This window comes from Kitasatospora sp. NPDC097643 (assembly GCF_040302625.1).
In the GTDB taxonomy this organism is placed as follows: Bacteria; Actinomycetota; Actinomycetes; order Streptomycetales; family Streptomycetaceae; genus Kitasatospora.
The window spans coordinates 144,388-168,322 of the sequence record NZ_JBEOSA010000005.1; the positions used below are offsets into that span (position 1 = coordinate 144,388).

Annotated in this window: 10 protein-coding genes; 7 read left to right on the plus strand and 3 right to left on the minus strand. The window is 74.8% G+C overall.

Features of this window, described 5'->3' with window-relative positions:
• Positions 1–153: 153 nt before the first annotated feature.
• A complete protein-coding gene (gene sbnB / locus ABTY15_RS05760; protein WP_350576602.1) occupies positions 154–1,161 on the minus strand; it encodes a 2,3-diaminopropionate biosynthesis protein SbnB in 1,008 nt (335 codons plus the stop codon).
• A gap of 67 nt (positions 1,162–1,228) precedes the next feature.
• On the minus strand, positions 1,229–3,478 hold the full coding sequence (locus ABTY15_RS05765) for an MMPL family transporter (RefSeq protein ID WP_350576604.1): 2,250 nt from the start codon (positions 3,476–3,478) through the stop codon (positions 1,229–1,231).
• 407 nt (positions 3,479–3,885) lie between these two features.
• Between ABTY15_RS05765 and ABTY15_RS05770 the strand changes: the two genes are divergently transcribed.
• Together ABTY15_RS05770 and ABTY15_RS05775 are read left to right on the plus strand one after the other, a co-directional pair.
• Positions 3,886–4,938 carry an ATP-binding cassette domain-containing protein gene (locus tag ABTY15_RS05770; RefSeq protein WP_350576607.1) on the plus strand — a complete coding sequence of 351 codons (1,053 nt, stop codon included), beginning with the start codon at positions 3,886–3,888 and terminating at the stop codon, positions 4,936–4,938.
• Positions 4,935–5,759 (plus strand): ABC transporter permease, encoded by an 825-nt coding sequence (locus ABTY15_RS05775; RefSeq protein WP_350576610.1) that lies wholly within the window; start codon positions 4,935–4,937, stop codon positions 5,757–5,759. Before ABTY15_RS05770 ends, ABTY15_RS05775 begins: the two co-directional genes overlap by 4 nt.
• Positions 5,760–5,847: 88 nt before the next feature.
• Here ABTY15_RS05775 and ABTY15_RS05780 read toward each other — a convergent pair whose 3' ends face one another.
• A complete protein-coding gene (locus ABTY15_RS05780; protein WP_350576613.1) occupies positions 5,848–6,852 on the minus strand; it encodes a LuxR family transcriptional regulator in 1,005 nt (334 codons plus the stop codon).
• A 161-nt stretch (positions 6,853–7,013) separates the two neighbouring features.
• Here ABTY15_RS05780 and ABTY15_RS05785 point away from each other — a divergent pair, with 161 nt between their 5' ends.
• From ABTY15_RS05785 to ABTY15_RS05805, 5 genes are all read left to right on the plus strand, one after another.
• Entirely contained in the window at positions 7,014–7,316 is a 303-nt protein-coding gene (locus ABTY15_RS05785) for a hypothetical protein (RefSeq protein WP_350576616.1), read from the plus strand.
• 253 nt (positions 7,317–7,569) lie between these two features.
• Positions 7,570–7,803, plus strand: a complete 234-nt coding sequence (locus ABTY15_RS05790; protein WP_350576619.1) for a hypothetical protein — start codon at positions 7,570–7,572, stop codon at positions 7,801–7,803.
• 35 nt (positions 7,804–7,838) lie between these two features.
• Positions 7,839–8,843, plus strand: a complete 1,005-nt coding sequence (gene sbnA / locus ABTY15_RS05795; RefSeq protein ID WP_350576627.1) for a 2,3-diaminopropionate biosynthesis protein SbnA — start codon at positions 7,839–7,841, stop codon at positions 8,841–8,843.
• Positions 8,840–16,726, plus strand: coding sequence for a non-ribosomal peptide synthetase (locus tag ABTY15_RS05800; protein WP_350576629.1), 7,887 nt, complete (start codon positions 8,840–8,842; stop codon positions 16,724–16,726). Before sbnA ends, ABTY15_RS05800 begins: the two co-directional genes overlap by 4 nt.
• A complete protein-coding gene (locus tag ABTY15_RS05805) occupies positions 16,723–23,871 on the plus strand; it encodes a non-ribosomal peptide synthetase (RefSeq protein WP_350576632.1) in 7,149 nt (2,382 codons plus the stop codon). The genes ABTY15_RS05800 and ABTY15_RS05805 overlap by 4 nt, the downstream gene beginning before the upstream one ends.
• Positions 23,872–23,935: the final 64 nt, after the last annotated feature.

Here is a 23,935-nt window from a genome sequence, read left to right on the forward strand (position 1 = left end):
AGCGGGTGGCGCCGCGCGCAGCACCGGGAAGCCACGAGGGCCCCGGCCGTCGCAACGGTCGGGGCCCTCGTCGGTGGTGGCCGGCCCGGTGGGGCGGGCGGCCGGTGGGGGGATCAGCGGGCGGTCACCAGTCGCCGAGCCACCAGCCGGCGGTCACCAGCGGGTCGTCTCGGCGAAGAAGCCCGGGATGCCGGTCGCCCGGCCGGAGGCCACCGCCTCGCCGTGCACCAGCGCGCCGACCGCGAGGTCGAGCACGCCGAGGCCGAAGGGCGAGAAGACCACCGGGCGGTCGGTGCCCACGGCGGCCCGACCCTCGATCACGTCGGCGAGCGTGCCGGTGACGAACTCCCGGTTCCCGTAGTGCTGTTCGGCCAGGTGCGGGGAGGTGTTGGCCTTCAGGCAGTGCTCCACGTCGTCGAGCACGTTGTACGCGCCGCCGATGATCTCGGGGGCGAGGTCGCGCAGCGAGATGTTGAGCACCAGCTGCCCGGGGGCGAAGGTGTCGGGGTCGAGGATGTACGGCTCGCCCGCGGTGGTGGCCAGCACCACCACGTCCGCGCCGGTCAGTGCGGCGGCCAGGTCGTCCTCCGGCTTGGCCGGGTAGCCGAGTTCGGCGTCGGCGTGGTCGGCGAGCGCCCGGGCGTACCGGGGCTGCTGGTCGTGGACCACCAGCTCGTCGATCTCCCACTGCTGGGCGCCGAAGAACTCCAGGATGTTGCGGGCGATGATGCCGGCGCCGACCACCGCGAGCCGGCCGGCCCGCCGCCCGCCGGCGAGCACCTCGGCGGCGAGGACGGCGGAGGCGGCGGTCCGTGCGGCGCTGATCTGCGAGGCCTCCAGGACGGCGAAGGGGTATCCGGTCTCGTAGTCGTTGAGCAGCAGGGCCGCCGAGGCGCGCGGGAAGCCGCGCTCGATGTTGGCCGGGAAGCTGCTGATCCACTTGAGGCCGGCCACCCCGACGCCGCCGCCGAGGTAGGCCGGCAGGGCGATGATCCGGGCGTCGGGCTTCTCGGGGAAGCGCAGGAAGTAGCTGTCGGGGTTCACCGACTGGCCGGCGCCGTGCGCCAGGTAGGTCTCCCGGACGGCCTGGACGATCTGCGGCCGGGAGGCGGTGATGATGTCGCGGGCGGTGGTGCCGTCGATGACGCTGAACTCGAACACGGTGGTGGCTCCGGTCTGGCCGCCCGGGCGGGGGCGGCGGCGGGAAGGTGGGCGGATCGGGAGCGGGTCAGCCGGCGTACGCGGTGCCGGCGGTCTCGTGCCGGTCCCCGGAGGAACCGGCCGAGGCGCCCTGCGGGACCGGACGGTGGGCGTGCGCGGCCTGGGTGCGGCCGCCGCCCAGCCAGCGCGGCAGGTACCAGTTGCGGTCGCCGAGCAGGGCCATCACGGCCGGCAGCAGCACCGCGCGGACGATGGTGGCGTCCAGCAGGACGGCGACCGCGAGGCCGATGCCCAGCTGCTTGAAGTCCTGCATGCCGAGGGTGCCGAAGACCGCGAAGACCGCGACCATGATCAGGCCGGCGCTGGTGACCACCCCGGCGGTGTTGCGGATGCCCTGGCCCACCGCCTCGCGGCTGGAGGCCCCTTCCAGGTGCGCCTCGCGGATCCGGGAGACCACGAACACGTGGTAGTCCATCGAGAGGCCGAACAGGACCACGAAGACGAACAGCGGCATCCAGGACTCGATCGCCCCCGGCGCCTCGGTGCCGACCAGCGAGGCGCCCCAGCCGTGCTGGAACACCGCCGTCATGACGCCGTACGCGGCCGCCACCGAGAGCAGGTTGAGCAGGATCGAGGTGATCGAGATGGCCAGCGAGCGGAAGGAGAAGAGCATCAGCAGGAAGGTGACGCCCATGACGAAGGCGAAGACCGGCACGATGCTGCTGTCCAGCTGGTCGTTGTAGTCGACCGAGAAGGCGAGGTCGCCGGCGACCAGCGCGGTGGTGCCGGGCACCGACTTCAGGGTCTGCGGGACGATCGTCTCGCGCAGCGTCGCGAGCGCCGCCTTGGAGGTGGCGTCGGTGCCGTTGCCGGCCAGCGGGACGCTGATCTGCGCGATGTTCTTGTCCTTCCAGTACCGCACGTCGATCTGGTTTCCGGTCTTGCCGGAGGCCAGCGCGGCCTGCTTGAAGGCGTCGATGCCCTTGGTCAGCTGCGGCGAGGAGATGTCGTCGGCCTTGACCACCACGAAGGCGGGCGAGGGCGAGCCGGGGAACTCGCGGTCGATCTGCTTCGAGACCGCGACCAGCGGGTCGTCCGAGGGCAGCAGCTTGTCCATGCCGAGCTTCTCGGTCTTCATGCCGAGCGCCGGGGCGGCCAGCACCAGCAGGACGGCGGCGGCCAGCGCGGCGAAGACGCCGGGCCGGGCGAGCACCCCGCGCAGCAGCGCGTTGGCCGGCTTGTTGTTCAGCGCGGCGGCCTGGCGGCGCTTGCTGATCCACGGGATGCGGCCGGCGGCGACCTTGTCGCCGAGCATCGCCATCAGGGCCGGCAGGACGGTCATCGAGCCGACCACGGCGACCGCGACGACCTCGATGGTGGCGACCGCGAAGCCCTCGAAGACGGTCAGGCCGGAGAGGAACATGCCGGCCATGGCCACCATGACGGTCAGGCCGGAGACCAGCACCGAGTGGCCCGAGGTGTGGGCGGCGATCCGCAGCGCGTCGGCCTTGTCGCGGCCGAGTGCCCGCTCCTCGCGCTCGCGGCGCAGGTAGAACAGGCAGTAGTCGACGCCGACGGCGAGGCCCATCAGGAACATCACCGAGTTGGTCATGCCGTCGACCGGCACCAGCTGGCTGCTGAGCGAGAGCAGGCCGAGCGCGCCGATGCAGGCGGTGACGGCCAGGGCGACCGGCAGCACGGCGGCCACGAAGGCCCCGAAGACCACCAGCAGGATGCCCAACGCGACCGGCAGGGCGGTGAGTTCGGCCCGGGCGAAGTCGTCGCCGAGGCTGTCGTCGATGCCCTTGAGGGCGGTCGCGCCGCCGAACTCGCCGAGGGTGACCTGCGGGTGCGCCTTGGCGGTGTCCTTGACCGCGGCGATCAGCGGGTCGATCCGGTCGGCCACGGTGTCCGGGTCGCCGGTGACGCTGAAGGTGATCAGCGCCGAGTGCTTGTCGGCCGAGAAGGCCTGGGTGGTGTACGGGTCGTGGAGGTCCTCGACGAGGCCGGTCCCGTTGACCGCCTGGACGGCGGCCTGGACCGCGCCGCGGAAGTCCGCGGAGTCGCTGGTCAGGGTGTCGCTGTGGACCAGGACCAGCTCGTTGACCGGATCCTTGATTCCGGCGTCGTTGAGAATCCTGGCTGCCCGTCCGGACTCCCCGGTGCCGTAGTCGGCCTGGGTCAGGTTCTTCTGTCCGGCCATGCCGCCGATGACGGTGACCAGGACGACCAGAACGAGCCATCCGAAGACGGCGGTCTTGCGGTGCTGGGCACTCCATTCGCCCAGCCGGGCCGCGAAATTGCTGTGACGTGCCATTACCTCTCCTGCGATAGGCGGCAGTGATCAAGCCGCGGTGGCGACAGTGGGATGGATGTGTCCGTACCGGCATGAGGGTTGACCGGAGGAATACCCATGACGTTAGGGCCTGTTGGAGGGCCGCGGGGCCGTTGGGAGGTGCAGCATCCTGCGATGGCAAGCTGCTGCCAGCCGAGCCGGGCCGGCAGCCCTTACAGGGCCCGATTCCCCGGTGCTACGGTCGGTTCCCGTTGAGGGACACACGCCCATTCGATCCATTCGATGGACTTCGAGCGGCGCCGGTGAAATCGAACCGGTGACCGCGTTCGACACATTCGATCATCACGTGATTCCGCTGAATTTCGCGTCAGCGTTCTACTGACGTTTCCTCCGAACGATCAACCAGACCTTCGCAGAAAGGGGGACTGATGGACATCGCCATTCGGGCGGCCGGACTCGGCAAGAGATACGGCGATCACCACGCGCTGAGAGGCGTCGACCTGGAGGTGAGGGCCGGCACCGTGCTCGGCCTGCTCGGGCCGAACGGCGCGGGCAAGACCACCACCGTCCGGCTGCTCGCGACCCTGCTGGAGCCGGACCAGGGGCGGGCCGAGGTGGCCGGCTTCGACGTGGTCCGCCAGCAGCGCCAGGTGCGCCGCCGGATCGGCCTGGCCGGCCAGTACGCCGCCGTGGACAGCCTGCTCACCGGCCGCGAGAACCTCGAACTCCTCGGCCGGCTGCTGCACCTGGGCCGCAAGGGCGCCCGCGAGCGGGCGTCCGAACTGCTCGCCCGGTTCGAGCTGGAGGACGCCGCCGGCAAGCCCGCCCAGACGTACTCCGGCGGGATGCGCCGCCGCCTCGACCTGGCCGCCGCGCTGATCGGCCGGCCCGACGTGCTGTTCCTGGACGAGCCGACCACCGGCCTGGATCCGGCCAGCCGGCTGGTGCTCTGGGAGATGGTCCGCGAGCAGGTCGCCCAGGGGGTGACGGTGCTGCTGACCACCCAGTACCTGGAGGAGGCCGACTTCCTGGCCGACCGGATCCTGGTGATCGACACCGGCCGGGTGATCGCCGAGGGCACCCCGGACGAGCTCAAGCGCAAGGTCGGCGAGGAGTGGCTGGAAGTGGGCGTCGCCACCGAGGCGGCGCTGCCCGAGGCCGTCGCGCTGCTCACCCCGGTGGCCGCCGCCAAGCCCGAGGTGGACCGCGCCGGGCGGCGGATCTCGGTCCAACTCGCGGACGGCATCGGGACGATCGCCGCCGCGGCCGTCGCCCTGGAGCGCGCCGGGCTGCCGGTGACGGACTTCGCGCTGCGCCGCCCGTCGCTGGACGACGTCTTCTTCCACCTGACCGGGCGTGGCGCCCAGGTCGGCCGGGCCCCGGAGCAGGGCGGGGCCGCGCAGGAACAGCCGGGGCAGGACCGGGACGAGGAGCGGGTGCCGGTCGCGGCGGCCGCCGGTGGAGCGGGGGACGACCAGTGAGCACCAGCAACGCCGGTGCCGCCGCCGGCATCGGGACGGCCTTCGGCGACACCGCCGCGCTGATCGGCCGGCACCTGCGGCACCTGCGGCGCACCCCCGAGAAGATCATCGCGGTCACCCTGACCCCGGTGACCATGGTGGTCGTGCTCGGCTACCTGTTCGCCAGCGTGGTGACCGTCACCGGCTCGGGCGAGTACCACGACTACGTGATGGCCGGGGTGTTCGCCCAGGTCGGTCTGACCTGTGTCGGCGTGGCCGCGCTGGGCGTCGCCGCCGACCTGCGGACCGGCCTGATCGACCGGTTCCGTTCGCTGCCGATGGGCCGCTCCACCGTGCTGGTCAGCCACACCGCGGCCGACCTGGTGACCGCCGCGACCGCGGTGTTCGCGGTCACCCTGGCCGGCCTCGGCGTCGGCTGGCGGATCCACCACGACCTGGGGTCCGCCGCGCTGGGCTTCGTGCTGGTCCTCGCCTTCGCCTACGCGATGCTCTGGCTGGGCGCGCTGTTCGGCATGCTGATGAGCAACGCCGAGGCGATCAACGGGATTTCGGCGCTGTTCCTGGTCGTCCTGTCGTTCCTGTCCAACTCGTTCATGCCGCTCACCGGGCTGCCCGCCTGGCTGCGGGCGGTGGCCGAGTGGAACCCGGTGAGCCTGGTGGCCGGCGCCTGCCGCGAGCTGTGGGGCAACGCCCCGACGGTGACCGGCGACAGCCTGCCCGACCAGCACCCGGTGCTGCTCGCGGTGCTGGTGGTGGCGGCCCTGCTCGCCGTGCTGGTCCCGGTGAACCTGCGCGTCTACCGCACGGCGGTGGTGCGCTGATGGAGCCCGGGACGGTCCGGTACGGGCGGGGCGCGGCACGCTCCGCCCGTACCGGCCGGCCCCGCGTCGTGCGGCCCGGGCCGGGCGCTCAGCCCTCGCCCGGCTCCGCCGCGCCGCCCCTCAGCAGTCCGCGCTCACCGGCGATCACGCCGGCCTGGAAGCGACTGCGGCCGCCGAGCCAGGACATCAGCTCGGCGGTGATCCGGCGCGAGGTGCGGACGGAGACGCCGAGCTTGCGGGCCACCACCTCGTCGGTGTGGCCCTGGGCGAGCAGGCTGAGCACCGCTCTGGCCTGCGAGTTCAGCCCCTCCCGACCACCCGCCGTCTCCGCCCCGAACGGGGTGGCGCTCTCCCAGACGTGCTCGAAGAGCGCGCAGAGCGCCGAGACCAGGCCGGGCCCGCTCAGCACCAGCGCCCCCACGCTGCTGTCGTCCGGGTCGGTGGGCACCACCGCGGCCTTGCGGTCGAAGATCACCAGCCGCATCGGCAGCGACGGGGCGATCCGCACCCGGCCGCCCATCTCCACCAGCCACTCCAGATGCGCGATGGTCCCGCCGTCGTTGGCGGCGCTCTCCAGATAGACGCTGCGCATCTGCACGCCGCGTTCGAAGACTGCGCGGTCCGCGGCCTGGCTCGCCTTCCGGGCCGCCGGGGACTGCCCGCCCCCGGTCGCGAAGCCCATGATCTCGGAGGTGCACGAGTGCGAGAGCTCCTCCAGCCGGAGCCGGATCTGGTCGACCCCTTCCAACTGCTCGACGCCGAGCCCGCGTTCGCCCTTCCGGTGCTCCGCGTACTGCGCGATGAGCTTGGCCGCCTCCTGCCGGCTGTACGCGATCTGCCGTTGCCGTTCGGCGAGTTCGGCCTCCTGCCGACCGATCAGCATGGCCAGGCTGACCTCCGGGTTCACCAGGAGCAGGTGCCCGGGTTCCAGCTCCGAGTGCCGGATCAGGGTGAGCCTCGCCAGGGCGTCCAAGGCGTCCCGGACCCGCTGTTCCGGCCATGAGAGTTCCTGCGCCACGCCCGCGATCCCGAGCTCCGGATGGATGAGCACCGTCCGGTACACGGCCTCGGCGTCGGGATCCAGTCCTAACACTGACAGCACCGCCTGCCCCCCGAATAACCCCAAACTCCTGATGCCGACACGTCACTTGCCGGATCTCGGGCATGCTACGACATGCGGCCCAGGGGTGCCTGTCGATCGCGTTAAGCCCGCCTTACGGCGTGGCGTGCGGTTTCCCCACGAGAGGATTTGCCATGTATATCACCGTCGGCCGTCTGGTCCGGGGGGTTGTCGGGCCGAATCCGGTCACGCCCGACAAACTCGCCGAATTGATCCGGCAGGCGGCGGAACCGGACGAGGGCTTGGAGCACGTCTACGTCGAGATCGACCCGCTCGGCGCGGATCTGGTCTTCTTCCTCGGCCCGATGGAATCCGGAGAGTTTGATTCCGCTGCCCGGCGGATCACCCGGCGCTGTCTCCGGCAGAGCCCTGATCTGCGGGGTTGGCGGCTGGCCGCCGAATTCAGCGACGACCGGCTGCCATTGTTGGGGGAGTGACGTACGGGTCGGCCGGTTTGCAGGGTGTTGCCATCGCAGGACCCTGACAGTCGATGCCATGGCACGGAACGCCTGTGCGAGACAGACTGGTGTTGTCGGAAGGGGCTGAGGGAGCCGCCTTCCGCAGGATTCGAGCACGGGGTTCACCGGACAATCTCCGCACACATTGAACCCTGACTGGTACTCATCCGTTCAGTCGTTTCGCCGCCGCCTTATTGCGGACCGCGGCGACTTTGGAACCCGGGGGTTTCTCATGCGCAGCATCAACATTTTCGCCGGTCGCACCGTCGCCGCGTTCGGTCTGGAGGCCGCCGGCCGCACCGCCGCCGTGCTGGGCCTGGTGGCCGCCGGCCTGGCCCTGACCGTGTCGACCACCGCCACCGCCGCCACCCCCACGACCTCCGTCGCCGCGGCCGGTGCCGACCTCTCCGCCGCGCAGGGCGCCGGCCACGGCAAGGCGCACCGCGACGACATCATCTGGGACTGACGTCCCGTCACGCGAAGCCGAAGGGGGACGGGCCTGTGCCCATCATCAGCACCCCGCAGGAGTTCAACGAGGACGAGCTCTTCGTCGACCTGCGGACGATGTTCGGATACCCGCTGTATCTCAAGTGCGAGGGCTTCAACTTCGCCGGCTCGGTCAAGCTCAAGGCGGCCCTGAGCATGGTCGACGCGGCCGAGCGCTCCGGGCGGCTGCGCCGCGACTCGATCCTGGTGGAGTCCTCCTCGGGCAACCTCGGGATGGCCCTGAGCATGATCGCGTCCGTCCGGGGTTACCGGTTCATCTGCGTGGTCGACCCACGCACCAATCTTTCCACCCGGCAGCTCATCGAAACACTGGGCGGCCAGGTTCACATGGTCACCGAGCCGACGCCGGGCGGCGGCTTCCTGGGCGCCCGGCTCGACTACGTCCGCGAGTTGTGCGCCTCCGACCCGCGCCACGTCTGGCTGAACCAGCACGCCAACCCCGACAACTGGCGCGCCCACTACCGCACCACCGCGCCGTCGATCCACCGTCAGTTCCCGGACCTGGAAGTGCTGTTCGTCGGCGCCGGGACCACCGGGACGCTGATGGGCTGCGCGCGCTACTTCAAGGAGCACCGCCCGTCCACCCTCGTCGTCGCGGTGGACAGCGTCGGCTCCGTCACCTTCGGCGGCGAGTCCGCCCCGCGGATGATCCCCGGCCTCGGCGCCGGCGTCCGGCCGGCCCTGCTCGACGAGTCCTACGTGGACGACGTCGTGCACGTGGCCGAGATCGACACCGTCCGCACCTGCCACCGGCTCGCCCGCGGCGGCTTCCTGTTCGGCGGCTCCACCGGGACGGTGGTGAGCGGCGCCGCGTCCTGGCTGGCCCGGCACCGCCCCGGCGAGGACGTCGTCGCGGCCGCCGTCTCGCCCGACCTGGGCGACCGCTACCTCGACACCATCTACCAGAGCGCCTGGGTGCGCGACATCTACGGCGCCGACGCCCTCGACGCCCTGGACCAGCCCGCGCCGCCCACCGCCATTGCCACGGGGGTCAGATGACGATGCGTCATGAAAACTATTCCGAACTGCCACTCTCCGCCGCCCAGCGCGAGATGTGGTTCGCACAGCAACTCGACCCGGGCAACCCGGTGTTCACCATGGCGGACTACCTGGAGCTGACCGGTCCGCTGGACCGCGACCGGCTGCTGGCCGCCTGGCAGCGGGTGCTCGCGCGCACCGAGAGCCTGCGGGTCCGCTTCGCCGAGCGGGACGGCCGGCCGGTGCAGATCGTGGAGCCCCCGCGCGAGCGGCCGGTCCCGGTCCTCGACCTGACCGCGGAGCCGGACCCGCTCGCGGCTGCTGAAACGTTTCTGGCAGCGGAGGAGCAGCGCCCCTCCACACTCGGCCCCGACGCGCTCAGCGCCACCTTCCTCCAGCTCGGCCCCGAGCACGCCTGGCTCCACCTGCGCGCCAACCACATCGTGATGGACGGCTACAGCCGCTCCCTGGTGTACCAGCGGCTGGCCGAGGAGTACGAGGCGCCGGACGCCGCCCCTGCCGACGCCACCGACGCCGCCACCGCCGGTCCCGCGCTGGCCGAGCTCCTCGCCGACGAGCAGGACTACCTGGAGTCCGAGGCGCACCGGCGCGACCGCGCGTACTGGGCCGAGCGACTGGCCGACGGCCTCGAGCCGACCGTGCTGTCCGCCCACCTCGGCGCCCCGGCCCGCGCCACCCGGCGCAGCACCGGGCTGATCCCCGCCGAGACCGTCACCCGGCTCCAGGACGCCGCCTGGGCCGAGCGGGTCACCTGGCAGACCCTGCTGATCGGCGCCACCGCCGGCTGCCTGGCCCAACTCGCCGGCACCGACCGGGTGGTGCTGACCCTGCCGGTCGCCGCCCGGACCACCCCGCTCGCCCAGGCCGTCCCCGGCATGCGGGCCAACTTCCTGCCGCTGCCCGTCGACGCCCACCCCGCGCTCGGCCGCGGCGGCCTGCTGGAGCAGGTCACCGCCGGGCTGCGCGGCGCGCTGCGCCACCAGCGCCACCGGCACGAGGAGATCCGCCGCGAGCTCGGTCTGACCGGCGACGCCGGCCGCACCTTCGGCCCGGCCGTCAACGTGCTCCAGACCGGCGCCGGGTTCCGCCTCAGCGACTGCCGGGTGCGGGTGCACAACCTGTCCACCGGCCCCGTCCCGGACCTCCAGATCCTGTTCCTGGACAGCGCCGAGGACGGCTGCGTGCTGCGCGTGGACGGCGACGCCGACCGCTACCCGCAGGAGCGGCTGGACCTCTACCGCGACGCGCTGCTCGGCTACCTCGCCGAGTTCGCGACCGTCTCCACCGAGCTGCCGGTCGGCCGGATCACCGCGCTGCCGGCGGCCGAGCGCGAGCGCGTCCTGGTCGAGTGGAACACCTTCGGCGAGCAGGACGCCGCCTTCACCGACGTGCTGCCCCGGATCCGCGCGCTGGCCCTCGCCCGGCCGGACGCCGTCGCCGTCCAGGACGACACCGAACGGCTCGACTACGCCGAACTGGTCGCGCGCAGCAGCGCGCTCTCCCGCCGGCTGGTCGACGCCGGCGCCGGCCCCGACCGGCTGGTGGCGATCGCCGCCGCCCCCGGCGCCGGCTTCGTCACCGCCGTCCTCGGGGTGCTCGGCGCCGGCGCCGCCTGGCTGCCGCTGGACGTGCACGCCCCGACCGCCCGCGGCGCCGCCCTGGTCGAGGCCGCCGACGCGGCCGTCCTGGTGGCCGGCCCCGGCGAGCAGGCGTACGCCGCGGAGCTGCTGGCCGCGCTCCCGGCCGTCCCGGCCGTGGTCCGGCTGGACGGCGCCCGCGACGAGGAGCCGTTCCCGGCCGCCGGCGGCCCCGCCGACCTCGCGTACGTGATCTACACCTCGGGCTCCACCGGCCGCCCCAAGGGCGCCATGGTGCACCGCGACGGCATGGTCAACCACCTGCTCGCCAAGCACGAGGACCTGGAGCTGTCCGAGGCCGACACCGTGGTGCACAACGCCCCGGTCACCTTCGACATCTCGGTCTGGCAGATGCTCAGCCCGCTGCTGGCCGGCGGGCGGCTGCGCGTGGTCACCCGCGAGCAGGCCACCGACCCGACCGGCCTGTTCGCGCTGGCCGCCGCCGAGGGCGTGACCGTCCTGGAGGTGGTCCCCTCGCTGCTGCGCGCCGCGCTGGACGCCTGGGAGTCCGGCACCGAGGCGCCCGAACTGCCCGCGCTGCGGCGCCTGGTGGTCACCGGCGAGGCGCTGCCCGCCGACCTGGCCCGCCGCTGGTTCGCCCTGCGGCCCGGCATCCCACTGGTCAACGCCTTCGGCCCGACCGAGTGCTCGGACGACGTCACCCACGCGCTGATCGGCTCCACCGCCGACCTGGACTCGGTGCGCGCCCCGATCGGCCGCCCGGTCCGCGACACCCGGCTGTACGTCCTCGGCGACTCGTTGCAGCCCGTCCCGGCCGGCCGGCCCGGCGAGCTGTACGTCGGCGGGCGTGGCGTCGGCCGCGGCTACCTCGACGACCCGCGGCGCACCGCCGCCGTCTTCCTGCCCGACCCGTACGCGGCGGAGCCCGGCGCCCGGATGTACCGCACCGGCGACCGGGTGGTGCACCGGCCGGACGGCCAGCTGGAGTTCCTGGAGCGGGTCGACCACCAGGTCAAGATCCGCGGCCACCGGATCGAGCCCGGCGAGGTCGAGGCCGCGCTGCGCGCCGTCCCCGGGGTGGTCGACGCCGTGGTGACGGTGGCGCAGGACCCGTCCGGCGGCGCCCGGCTGGTCGGCCACCTGACCGGTGGCGTCGACCCGGCCGAGGTCCGCGCCGAGCTCGCCCGGATGCTGCCCGACTACATGGTCCCGGCCGCCCTGGTCCCGCTGGCGGCGCTGCCGCTGACCCCCAACGGCAAGGTGGACCGCAAGGCGCTGCCCGCCCCGGACTTCGCCGCGCTGCGCGGCGAGCGCCGGGCCCCGCGCACCGAGCGCGAGGCGGCGCTGTGCGCGGTCTTCGCCGAGGTGCTGGAGGTCGACGAGGTCGGCATCGACGACGACTTCTTCGCGCTCGGCGGGCACTCGCTGCTGGCCGGCCGGGTGATCTCCCGGCTGCGCGCCCGGCTGGGCGTCGAGGTGGCGATCCGCACCCTGTTCGACGCGCCCACCCCGCTCACCCTGGCCCGCGCCCTGGACGGCGCCGCGCCGGCCCGGGAGGCGCTGGTCGCCGGCCCGCGGCCGGAGCCGGTACCGCTCTCCCCCGGGCAGCAGCGGCTCTGGTTCCTCTCCCAGCTGGACGGCGCCGGCGCCGTCTACCACCTCTCGCACGCCGTCCGGCTGACCGGCCCGCTGGACCGGCCCGCGCTGGCCGAGGCGCTGGCCGACGTGGTCGCCCGGCACGAGAGCCTGCGCACCGTCTTCCCGGCGGTGGACGGGCGGCCGCACCAGCGGGTGCTGCCGGTCGACCAGGCCAGCCCGGAGCTGCCGGTGCTGCCGTTCACCGGGCGGCCCGCCGACGAGCTGGCCGCCGAACTGGCCGCCCGGGCCGCCGCCCCCTTCGACCTGGCCGCCGAACTGCCGCTGCGCGCCGTGCTGTTCGAGACCGGCGTCGAGGAGCACGTGCTGCTGCTGGTCCAGCACCACATCGCCGCCGACGGCTGGTCGGTGCGCCCGCTGGTCGACGACCTGCAGACCGCGTACCGGGCCCGGCTGGCCCGCCGGGCCCCGGGCTGGGCCGAACTGCCAGTCCAGTACGCCGACTACACGCTCTGGCAGCGCCGGCTGCTCGGCGCCGAGAGCGACCCGGAGAGCCTGGTCTCCCGCCAGCTCGACTACTGGACCCGCCAGTTGGCCGACCTGCCGGAGGAGCTGGCGCTGCCGGTCGACTTCCCCCGCCCGGCCGTGCCCGGCTACCGGGGCGCGACCGTGCCGCTGCACCTGGACGCGGACACCCACCGGGTGCTCGCCGACCTCGCCCGGGAGAGCGGCGCGAGCCTGTTCATGGTGGTGCAGGCCGCCCTCGCCACCCTGCTGGGCAAGCTCGGCGCCGGCCAGGACATCCCGCTCGGCACCCCGGTGGCCGGGCGCACCGCGCAGGCCCTGGACGGCCTGGTCGGCTTCTTCGTCAACACCCTGGTGCTGCGCACCGACCTCGGCGGCGACCCGACCTTCCGCACCCTGGTCGGCCGGGCCCGGGAGACCGTGCTGGCCGCCCTGGCCCACCAGGACGTGCCGTTCGAGAAGCTGGTCGACCGGCTCGGCACCGGTCGCTCGCTGGCCCGCCAGCCGCTCTTCCAGGTGATGCTCGCCTTCCAGAACAACGCCGCCGCCGAGCTCGACCTGCCCGGCCTGAGCGCCGAGGTGACCCCGGTCGGCACCGGCACCGCCAAGTTCGACCTGGCCTTCGAGCTGGCCGAACGGCACACCGCCGGGGGCGCACCGGACGGCATCACCGGCACCCTCGAGTACAGCACCGACCTGTTCACCGAGCGGACCGCCCGCGGCCTCGCGGAGCGCCTGGTCCACCTGATCGGCGAGCTGGCGGCCGCGCCCGACCGGCCGCTGAGCGGCCTGGACGCCTTGCTGCCCGCGGAGCGCGAGCGGCTGCTCGGCAGCTGGAGCGGGGCCGGCACCCCCACCACCGCCGGGACCGAACCGCTGCCGGCGCTGTTCGAGGCGCAGGCCCGGCGGGCGCCGGAACGACCCGCGCTGCGCTGGTTCGAGGGCGGCGAGGTGCGCTTCGACGTCGGCTACGGCGAGCTGAACGAGCGCGCCAACCGGCTCGCCCACCACCTGATCGCCCTGGGCGCGGGCCCCGGACGGATCGTCGCCCTGGCGCTGCCGCGCACGGTCGACGCGGTCGTCGCGGTGCTCGCGGTCCTGAAGTCCGGCGCGGCCTACCTGCCGGTCGACCCGGCGTACCCGCGCGAGCGGATCGCCTACCTGCTGGAGGACGCCGACCCGCTGGTGGTGCTCAGCCACGGCTCGGTGGCCGACCGGCTGCCGGCCGGCGCCGGCCCGGTGCTGCTGCTGGACGACCCCGGCACGGCCGCCGCGATCGGCCGCTGCCCGGCCCACGACCCGGCCGACGCCGACCGCCTCGCCCCGCTGGAGCCGGGCCACCCGGCCTACGTGATCTACACCTCCGGCTCCACCGGCCGCCCCAAGGGCGTGCTGGTGCCGCACCGGTCGGTGGCCGCGCTGGCCGCCGAGCACGGCCGGTTCGGCGTCGGGCCGGGCACCCGGGTGCTTCAGTTCGCCTCGTTCAGCTTCGACGCCGCCGCCTGGGAGCTGCTCACCGCGCTGCTGTGCGGCGCCGTCCTGGTGCTGGCCGCCGAGGCCGACCGGGCGCCCGGCGAGCCGCTGGCCGAGCTGGTCGCCGAGGCCGGGATCGAGGTGCTCTGCATCCCGCCGACGGTGCTCTCCGCCTGGCCGGCCCGGCTGCCGATGCCCGAGGGGCTGACCCTGATCACGGCCGGCGAGGCCTGCCCGCCCGAGCTGGTCGAGCGCTGGTCGCGCGGCCGGCGGATGCTCAACGCGTACGGCCCGACCGAGACCACGGTCTGCGCCACCGTCAGCGATCCGCTGGCCGGCGCGGTCAAGCCGCCGATCGGCCTGCCGCTGGCCGGCACCCGGGTGTACGTGCTGGACGAGGCGCTGCGGCCGGTCCCGCCGGGCGTCGTCGGCGAGCTGTACGTGGCCGGCGCCGGGGTGGCGCTCGGCTACCTGCACCGGCCGGAGCTGACCGCGCAGCGCTTCCTCGCCGACCCGTACGGCTGGCGCGAACGTGGGCCCCTCCTGCCCGATGGCGGGCAAGGAGGGCGCATGTACCGCACCGGCGACCTGGTGAAGTGGACCGCCGACGGCCAGCTGGACTACGTCGGCCGGGCCGACGAGCAGGTCAAGCTGCGCGGCTTCCGGATCGAGCTCGGCGAGATCGAGACCGCGCTGCTGGCCCTGGACGGCGTCGAGCAGGCCGCCGCGGTGGTCCGCGAGGACCGCCCGGGCGAGCGCCGGCTGGTCGCCTACGTGACCCCGGCCGACCTCCCGGTCGGCGCGCTGCGCGCGGCCCTGGCGGCGGAACTGCCCGACTACCTGGTGCCCTCCGCGTTCGTCCCGCTGGACACCCTGCCGCTGACCGGCAACGGCAAGCTGGACCGCCGGGCGCTGCCCGCGCCGGACTTCGCCGCCGCCTCCACCGGGCGGGCCCCGGCCACCGAGCGGGAGGCCGCGTTCTGCGCGATCTTCGCCGAGGTGCTGGGCCTGGCCGAGGTCGGCGCCGACGACGGCTTCTTCGACCTCGGCGGCGACAGCATCATCTCGATCCAGCTGGTCAGCCGGGCTCGCGCGGCAGGCCTGGTGGTCACCGCACAGGACGTCTTCACCCACCGGACCCCGGCCGCGCTCGCGGTGGCGGCCCGGGCGGGCGAGGGGGAGTCCGCGGTCGCCGTGGTCGGCACCGAGGACGGCGTCGGCGAGCTGGGCCAGCTGCCGATCGGGCACTGGCTGCGCGAACTCGGCGGCCCGGTGGACGGCTTCCACCAGGCGGTCCTGGTCCGCACCCCGGCCGGCGCCACCCGGGAGTCGCTGACCGCGGCCCTCCAGGCGCTGTTGGACCACCACGACGGCCTGCGGATGCGACTCCAGGAGGACTGGTCGCTGCGGATCACCCCGCCCGGCACGGTGGCGGCCGGCCCGCTGCTGCGGGTCCTGGACGACCGGGCCGCGGACTGGCCGCGCACCGCCGTCGAGGCCCGCGAGCGGCTGGCCCCGCGCGAGGGCGTCATGGTCCAGGCGGTCTGGCGCGACGGCGGCGCCGGGCGGCGCGGCGAACTGCTGCTGACCCTGCACCACCTGGTGGTGGACGGCGTCTCCTGGCGGGTGCTGCTGCCCGACCTGGCCCGCGCCCACGAGGGCATCACGGCCGGCGAGCCGGTCCGGCCGGAGCCCGTCGGCACCTCGCTGCGGCACTGGTCCGGCCTGCTGGCCAGGACGGCGGGCACGCCCGGCGTCCGGGCCCAACTGGACTGGTGGCGGCAGGAGTCGCAGGCCCCCGGCGGCCCGCTGGGCACCCGGCCCGCCGACCCGGCCGTGGACACCGTCGCCACCGCCCGCACCCTGCACCGCACGCTGGACGAGGACACCACCGCGGCCCTGCTCACCGAGGTCACCAGCGCCTTCCACGCCGAGGTGAACGACGTGCTGCTGACCGGCCTCGCGCTGGCCGTGGCCGACTGGCGGCGGCGCACCGGGCGACCGGCCGAGCCCGCCCTGGTCGAACTGGAGGGCCACGGCCGGGAGGAGTTCGCGCCGGGCGTGGACCTGTCCCGCACCGTCGGCTGGTTCACCACCGCCTACCCGCTGCGGCTGGACCCGGGCCCGGTGGACCTGGACGAGGCGCTGGCCGGGGGTCCGTCCGCCGGCCACAGCCTCAAGCTGGTCAAGGAGCACCTGCGGATGGTGCCCGGGCACGGGCTCGGCTGGGGCCTGCTGCGCCACCTCGACGAGGAGGGCGCCGCACGACTGGCCGGCGCCGCCCGGCCGGAGCTCGGCTTCAACTACCTGGGCCGACTGCCCGCGCCGACCGGCGAGGACTGGTCACTGACCGAGGAGGCCGCCGCGCTCGCTGCCGGGGCCGACCCGGGGATGCCGCTGCCGCACGTCCTGGACGTCAACGCGGTCACCGAGGACGGCCCGGCCGGCCCGCGGCTGAGCGCCCGCTGGACCTGGGCGGGCCTGGCCCTGCCGCAGGCCGACGCCGAGGAGCTGGCCGAGGGCTGGTTCCGCGCACTGCGGGCCCTGGTGCAGCACACCAGGGCGCCGGGCGCCGGCGGCTACACCCCGTCCGACCTCGACCTGGTGGCACTCAGCCAGGACGAGATCGACGACTTCGCGGACGAGATGGACGACATGAACGACCTGGACGACTGGGGGGACGAGCTGTGACCACGGCCGAGCGGCGCACCGGGCGGCGCTCCAATCTGAGCGACATCCTGCCGGTGGCCCCGCTACAGGAGGGGCTGATGTTCCACGCGGGCTACCACCGCGAGGAACTGGACGTCTACACCGTGCAGTTGGTGCTGGACCTGGCCGGCGACCTGGACGCCGGACGGCTGCGCGCGGCCGTCACCGCCCTGCTGGACCGCCACCCCAACCTGCGGGCCGCGTTCCGCTACCGCAAGAACGGCGATCCGGTACAGGTCGTCCCGCGCAGCGTCCCGCTGGACTGGCAGGAGATCGACCTGCGGCCGCTGTCGGCCGAGGCGCAGGACGAGGAGACCGAGGAGCGGGCCCGGCGCGACCGGCTGCGCCCCTTCGACCTGGCCCGGCCGCCGCTGCTGCGCTTCAGCCTGCTGCGGCTGTCCGGCGGGCGCTCCCGCCTCCTCCTGACGGCTCATCAGATCCTCTTCGACGGCTGGTCGATGCCGATCGTGGTGCGCGAGCTCTTCGCCTGCTACGCGGACGGCGGCGCACAGCTGCCACGGGTCACCCCGTACAAGGCCTACCTGGCCCACCTGGCCCGCCAGGACCGCCCGGCCGCCGAGGCCGCCTGGGCGCACGAGCTGGCCGGCTTCACCGAGCCGGCCCGGCTGACCGGCGCCGCCGGGCGGGAGACGACCGGGCGCGGGATGCCCGGCGAGCACGCCGTCGAACTGGACGAGCGTGAGTTCGCCGCGCTCACCGGCTGGGCCCGCAGCCGCGGCCTGACCGTGAACACCGTGGTGCAGGGCGCCTGGGCGACCGTCCTGGGCACCCTGACCGGGCTGCGCGACGTCGTCTTCGGCGGCACCGTCTCCGGCCGCCCGCCGGAGCTGCCCGGGGTGGAGGCCATGGTCGGCCTCTTCATCAACACCCTGCCGGTCCGGGTCGACCTGGACCCGGCCCGCAGCTTCACCGAGCTGCTGACCGCCCTCCAGGAGCGCCAGGGCGCCCTGCTGCCGCACCAGCACCTCGGCCTGAACACCATCCAGCGCCTGGCCGGCGTCGGCGAACTCTTCGACAGCGTGCTGGTCTTCGAGAACTACCCGCTCGACCCGGAGGCCCTGGCCGGCGAGGCCGCCGGGCTGCGGCTGACCGGGCTGCGGGCCGGCGACGCCAACCACTACCCGCTCAGCCTGATGGCGCTGCCCGGGGAGCGGCTGCGGCTCCAGATCGGCTACGACACGGCGAAGTTCACCGCCGCGGAGGCCGCCCGGATCGCCGAGCGGCTGCGGCACGTGCTGCGCACCGCCCAGGCCGAGCCGGACCGCCCGTTCGGGCAGCTGGACCTGCTGCTGCCCGGCGAGCGCGCCGAACTCGCCGCCCCCGCGCGGGAACCGGCCGAGGCCGACCCGTGGACCGACGTGGTCGCCCGGGTCCAGGAGTTCGCCCGCACCACCCCGGAGGCGATCGCGGTCTCCGACGGCGTCGAGCGACTCGACTACCGCGAGCTGGCCGGCCGGGCCGGGGCGCTCAGCCGGGCCCTCACCGAGGCCGGCGCCGCCACCGGGCGGGTCGCCGTGCTCGCCCCGCCCGGCTGCGGCTTCGTCACCGCCGTCCTCGGCGTGCTCGGCGCGGGCGCGGCCTGGCTGCCGCTGGACGTCGCCGCGCCGCTGGCGCGCGGCGCGGTGCTGGCCGCCGAGGCGGGCGTGAGCGCCCTGGTGGCCGGGCCCGGCGAGCGGGCACTGGCCGCCGAACTGCTGGCCGAGGCCGGGCTGGACGTACCGGTGCTGGTCCTCGACGGCCGCTCGGACGCTGCCCCGGCGGCCCCGCGCGGGGCCGCCGACGACCTGGCGTACGTCATCTTCACCTCCGGCTCCACCGGCCGCCCCAAGGGCGCCATGGTGCACCGGGCCGGCATGGTCAACCACCTGCTGGCGAAGGTCGCCGACCTGGCGCTGGACCAGCACGCCGTGCTGGTCCACAACGCCCCGGTCACCTTCGACATCTCGGTCTGGCAGATGCTCGCCGCACTGGTCGTCGGCGGGCGGCTGCGGGTGACCGGCCGCGAGCTGGCCGCCGACCCGCAGGCCCTGTTCGGCCTGGTCGCCCCCGAGGGCGTGACCGTCCTGGAGGTGGTCCCCTCACTGCTGCGGGCCGCCCTCGACAGCTGGGACGCCGGCGCCGCGCTGCCCGACCTCGCCGGCCTGCGCCACCTGGTGGTCACCGGCGAGGCGCTGCCCGCCGACCTGGCCCGCCGCTGGTTCGACCGCTTCCCGGGGATCCCGCTGGTCAACGCCTACGGGCCGACCGAGTGCTCGGACGACGTCACCCACGCGCTGATCGCCGCCCCGCAGGAGCTGGACTCGGTGCGCGCCCCGATCGGCCGGGCCGTGCGCGGGACCGGGCTGTACGTCCTGGACGGCGCGCTGCGCCCGGTGCCGGACGGTGTGCCCGGCGAGCTGTACGTCGGCGGGCGCGGCGTCGGCCGCGGCTACCTGGACCAGCCCGGCCGCACCGCCGCGGTGTTCACCGCGGACCCGTTCAGCCCGCTGCCGGGCGCGCGGATGTACCGCACCGGCGACCGGGTGATCCGGCGCCCGGACGGCCAGTTGGAGTTCCTGGAGCGGGTCGACCACCAGGTCAAGATCCGCGGCCACCGGATCGAGCCCGGCGAGGTCGAGGCCGTGCTGCGCTCGATCGAGCAGGTCGGCGACGCCGTCGTGGTGGTCCGCCGCGGCGGTGGCGGCGACGCCCGGCTGGTCGGCTACGTCACCGGCCCGGTCGACCCGGCCCGGGTGCGGGCCGCGGCCGGCGCGCTGCTGCCCGAGTACATGGTGCCGTCCGCCCTGGTGGTGCTCGACGCCCTGCCACTGACCCCCAACGGCAAGGTGGACCGCAAGGCGCTGCCCGAGGCCGAGCTCGGCTCGACCGGCGGGCGGGCGCCGCGCACCCCGCAGGAGGAGGTGCTCTGCGCCGCCTTCGCCGAGGTGCTGGGCCTGCCCCGGGTCGGTGTCGACGAGGACTTCTTCCAGCTCGGCGGGCACTCGCTGCTGGCCACCCGGCTGGTCAGCCGGGTCCGCACCCTGCTCGGCGCCGAACTGCCGCTGCGGGCGGTCTTCGAGGCCCCCACGGCGGCCGCGCTGGCCGGGCGGCTGACCCGGGACGCCGTCCGCCCCGCGCTGACCGCCGGCGAGCGGCCGGAGCGGCCGCCGCTGTCCTACGCCCAGCAGCGGCTCTGGTTCCTGGACCGGCTGGAGGGCCCGTCCGCGACCTACCACCTGCCGTGGACGCTGCGCCTGCGCGGCCCGCTGGACGTCGCCGCGCTGAGCGCCGCGCTGACCGACGTGGTCGACCGGCACGAGAGCCTGCGCACCGTCTTCCCGGACCGCGACGGCCACCCGTACCAGCGGGTGCTGAGCACCGCGGAGGCCGCCGTCACACTGCCGGTGCGCGCCGCCGGCATCGATGAACTCGACGCCGTCGCCGCCGAGTTCGCCGCGATCGGCTTCGACCTCGCGGCCCGGCCGCCGATCCGCGCCACGCTGTTCGCGGCCGGGCCCGAGGACCACCTGCTGGTCGTGGTGATCCACCACATCGCCGGGGACGGCTGGTCCAACGGGCCGCTGGCCCGGGACCTCTCCACCGCGTACGCCGCCCGGCTCGCCGGCCGCACGCCCGCCTGGGCGCCGCTGCCGGTGCAGTACGCCGACTACGCACTCTGGCAGCGCGGCCTGCTCGGCACGGAGACCGACCCGGAGAGCCTGGCCGCCCGGCAACTCGACTACTGGAAGCAGCAGTTGGCCGGGCTCCCGGAGGAGCTGCAACTGCCGACGGAAGCCCCCCGGCGGGCCGTCACCGGCTACCGCGGCGGCGGCGTCCGCTTCGCCGTCCCGGCCGGAACGCACCGCGCGGCGCTCGCGCTGGCCCGGGAGAGCGGCGCGAGCCTGTTCATGGTGCTCCAGGCCGCACTGGCCACCCTGCTCGGCGGGCTCGGCGCGGGCGAGGACATCCCGCTCGGCACCCCGGTCGCCGGCCGCACCGACGACGCGCTCGACGACCTGGTCGGCTGCTTCGTCAACACCCTGGTGCTGCGCACCGACCTGTCCGGCGCCCCGACCTTCCGCGAGCTGCTGGACCGGGTCAAGGCCGTCGACCTGGCCGCCTTCGCCCACCAGGACCTGCCGTTCGAGAAGCTCGTCGACGCGCTCAACCCCGAGCGCGCCCAGGCCCGCAACCCGCTCTTCCAGACCCTGCTGGCGCTGCACAACAACGCCGCCGCCCGGCTCGACCTGCCGGGCGTCACCGCCGAGGCGGGCGCGGCCGAACTGGGCACGGCCCGGCTCGACCTCGCCTTCGAGCTGGCCGAGGACGCCGAACTCGGCGGTCTGGCGGGCCGGCTGGAGTACAGCGCCGACCTGTTCACGGCGGCCGGCGCCCAGCGGCTCGCGGACCGCCTGGTGCACCTGCTCGGCATCCTGGTCGAGCAGCCCGACCGGCCGATCACCGAGGCCCCGGTGCTGCTGCCCGGCGAGCGGGAGCAGCTGCTGGCGGCCGGCGAAGGCACCCCGGCGCTGACCGCCGAGCCGGGTCTGGCCGGGCTGCTGGCGGCCGCGGCCGCCGCCCGTCCGGACGCCCCGGCGCTCGAATTCGCCGGCGAGCGGCTCGACTTCGCCGAGCTGCACGGCCGGGCCAACCGGCTCGCCCGGGCCCTGGTCGCCCAGGGCGCGGCCCCCGACCGGGTGGTGGCGATCGCCCTGCCGCGCTCCGTCGACCTGGTGGTGGCGGCGCTCGCGGTGCTCAAGTCCGGTGCCGCCTACCTGCCGATCGACCCGTCCTACCCGGCGGACCGGATCGGCGCGATGGCCAAGGACGCCCGGCCGGTGCTGACCGTCACCCTGGCCGGGGTGGCCGCGACCGTCCCCGACCTGGACGCCGGCCGGCTCCTGCTGCTGGACGACCCGGCCACCCGGGAGCTGGTCGACCGGCAGGACGCCGCCGACCTGCGCCCCGCCGAGCTGGCCGCCCCGGTCCGCCCGGAGCACGCCGCCTACGTCATCTACACCTCGGGCTCCACCGGCCGCCCCAAGGGCGTCGTGGTGCCGCGCGGCGCGCTGGTCAACCACCTGCTCGACCTCGCCGGCCGTCTCGGCCTGGCCCCCGGCCGGACCCTGCTCGCGGTCACCACCTTCGGCTTCGACATCGCCAACCTGGAGCTGCTGGCCCCGCTGCTCAGCGGCGCCCGGCTGGTCGTCGCCCCGCTGGAGACGGTGCGCGACCCGGCCGCGCTCGCCGAACTGATCCGGGCCAGTGGGGCGACCGTCCTCCAGGCCACCCCGACGCTGTGGCACGCACTGGCCGCCGAGCACCCGCAGGCGCTCGCCGGACTGCACGTGCTGACCGGCGGCGAGGCGATCGGCCCGGCCCTGGCCGAGGCGCTGACCGCCCACGCCGCCCGGGTGACCAACCTGTACGGCCCGACCGAGACCACCATCTGGTCGCTGGCCGCCGAGCTCACGCCCGGCCAGGCCGGCCCGCCGCCGATCGGCCGCCCGCTGGCCGGCACCCAGGCACGGCTGCTGGACGCCGCGCTGCGCCCGGTCCCGGCCGGGGTGGTCGGCGAGCTGTACCTGGCGGGCGCCGGGGTCGCCCGGGGCTACCTGGACCGGCCCGGCCTGACCGCCGAACGCTTCACCGCCGACCCGTACGGGCCGCCCGGCACCCGGATGTACCGCACCGGGGACCTGGCCCGCTGGCGGCCGGACGGCTCGGTCGACTACCTCGGCCGGGTCGACCACCAGGTGAAGATCCGCGGCTTCCGGATCGAACTCGGCGAGATCGAGGCCGTGCTGACCGATCATCCGCTGGTGGAACGCGCCGCCGTGGTCGACCGCGAGGACGCCCCGGGCGAGCGCCGGCTGGTCGCCTACCTGGTGCCCGCCGGCCCGCAGCGGCCCGAACCGGCCCTGCTGCGCGCCCACGTGGCGGCCGCGCTGCCCGAGTACATGATCCCGGCGGCCTTCGTCCCGCTGGACGCGCTGCCGCTCACCCCGAACGGGAAGGTGGACCGCAAGGTGCTGCCCGCGCCCGCGGACACCGACCGGGCGGGTACGGCCTCGACCGGTCGGCCGCCGGAGGGGGCGACGGAACTGGCGCTGGCCCGGGCCTTCGCCGAGGTGCTCGGCCTGGCACGGGTCGGGGCCGAGGACGGCTTCTTCGAGCTCGGCGGCGACAGTCTCCGGTCGATCCAGCTGGTCAGCCGGGCCCGCGCGGCCGGGCTGGCGATCACCCCGGCGGACGTCTTCGCGCACCGCACGGTGGCCGGCCTCGCCCTGGTGGCGGTGGAGACCGCGGCCGACGAGGCCGGGCCGGACGACCCCGGGCTGCCCGCGGACGCCTTCGCGCCCGTCCTGGCCGTCCGGCCCACCGGCGAGCGCCGACCGCTGTTCTGCGTGCACGGCGGGGTCGGGCTCGGCTGGCCTTTCCTGGGGCTCGCCGCGGAAATTGACGCGGACATTCCCGTATATGCCTTTCAGGCGGGTGGCGTGCGCACGCCGGAAAAGGCTCCGGAGTCCGTCCGGGAAATCGCCGAAAAATATCTCGGGAGAATGCTGGAAATCCAGCCGCAGGGCCCTTATCGTGTTCTCGGCTGGTCGTTCGGAGGGCTCGTCGCCCACGAGCTGGCGGTCCGGTTGCAGGCCCGCGGCGAGCAGGTCGAACTGCTCGCCAACCTGGACGGCTTCCCCGGCTCCGGCGAGCCGGCCCCGGCCCAGGAGCCGGACGACCAGGCCCTGCTGGCCGAGCTGCTGGAGCGGGCCGGGATCCCCGGCCCCGACGCCGGCCCGCTCGACCCGGCCACCGTCCGGCGGCTGCTGGCCCAGGCCGGCAACCCGCTCGCGGAGCTGGACGAGACCCAGCTGGGCCGGCTGCTCCAGGTGATCCGCACCCACAGCACCCTGGGTGACGCGCACCGCCCCGGCCGCTACCAGGGCGACCTGCTGCTCTTCACCGCCACCCGCGGCACCGCCCCCGGCGCCCCCGGCGCGGAGTCCTGGCAGGACCACGTGACCGGCCGAATCGTCCGGCACCCGGTGGACAGCGACCACGACTCGATGCTCGAACCCGAGCCGGCCGCGGTCGTCGGGAGGATCCTCTCGGCCGCCCTGGACTGACCCGGCACACCCCCTCGACGCTTCCTGAGAAATACCCCGGGAAATCCCGCCACGGGATTCCTGC

Coding starts and splice junctions, on each gene's coding strand:
- ABTY15_RS05765 (WP_350576604.1), bottom strand. CDS start 3,478: ATGGCACGTCACAGCAATTTCGCGGCCCGGCTGGGCGAATGGAGTGCC.
- ABTY15_RS05790 (WP_350576619.1), top strand. CDS start 7,570: ATGCGCAGCATCAACATTTTCGCCGGTCGCACCGTCGCCGCGTTCGGT.
- ABTY15_RS05770 (WP_350576607.1), top strand. CDS start 3,886: ATGGACATCGCCATTCGGGCGGCCGGACTCGGCAAGAGATACGGCGAT.
- ABTY15_RS05800 (WP_350576629.1), top strand. CDS start 8,840: ATGACGATGCGTCATGAAAACTATTCCGAACTGCCACTCTCCGCCGCC.
- ABTY15_RS05785 (WP_350576616.1), top strand. CDS start 7,014: ATGTATATCACCGTCGGCCGTCTGGTCCGGGGGGTTGTCGGGCCGAAT.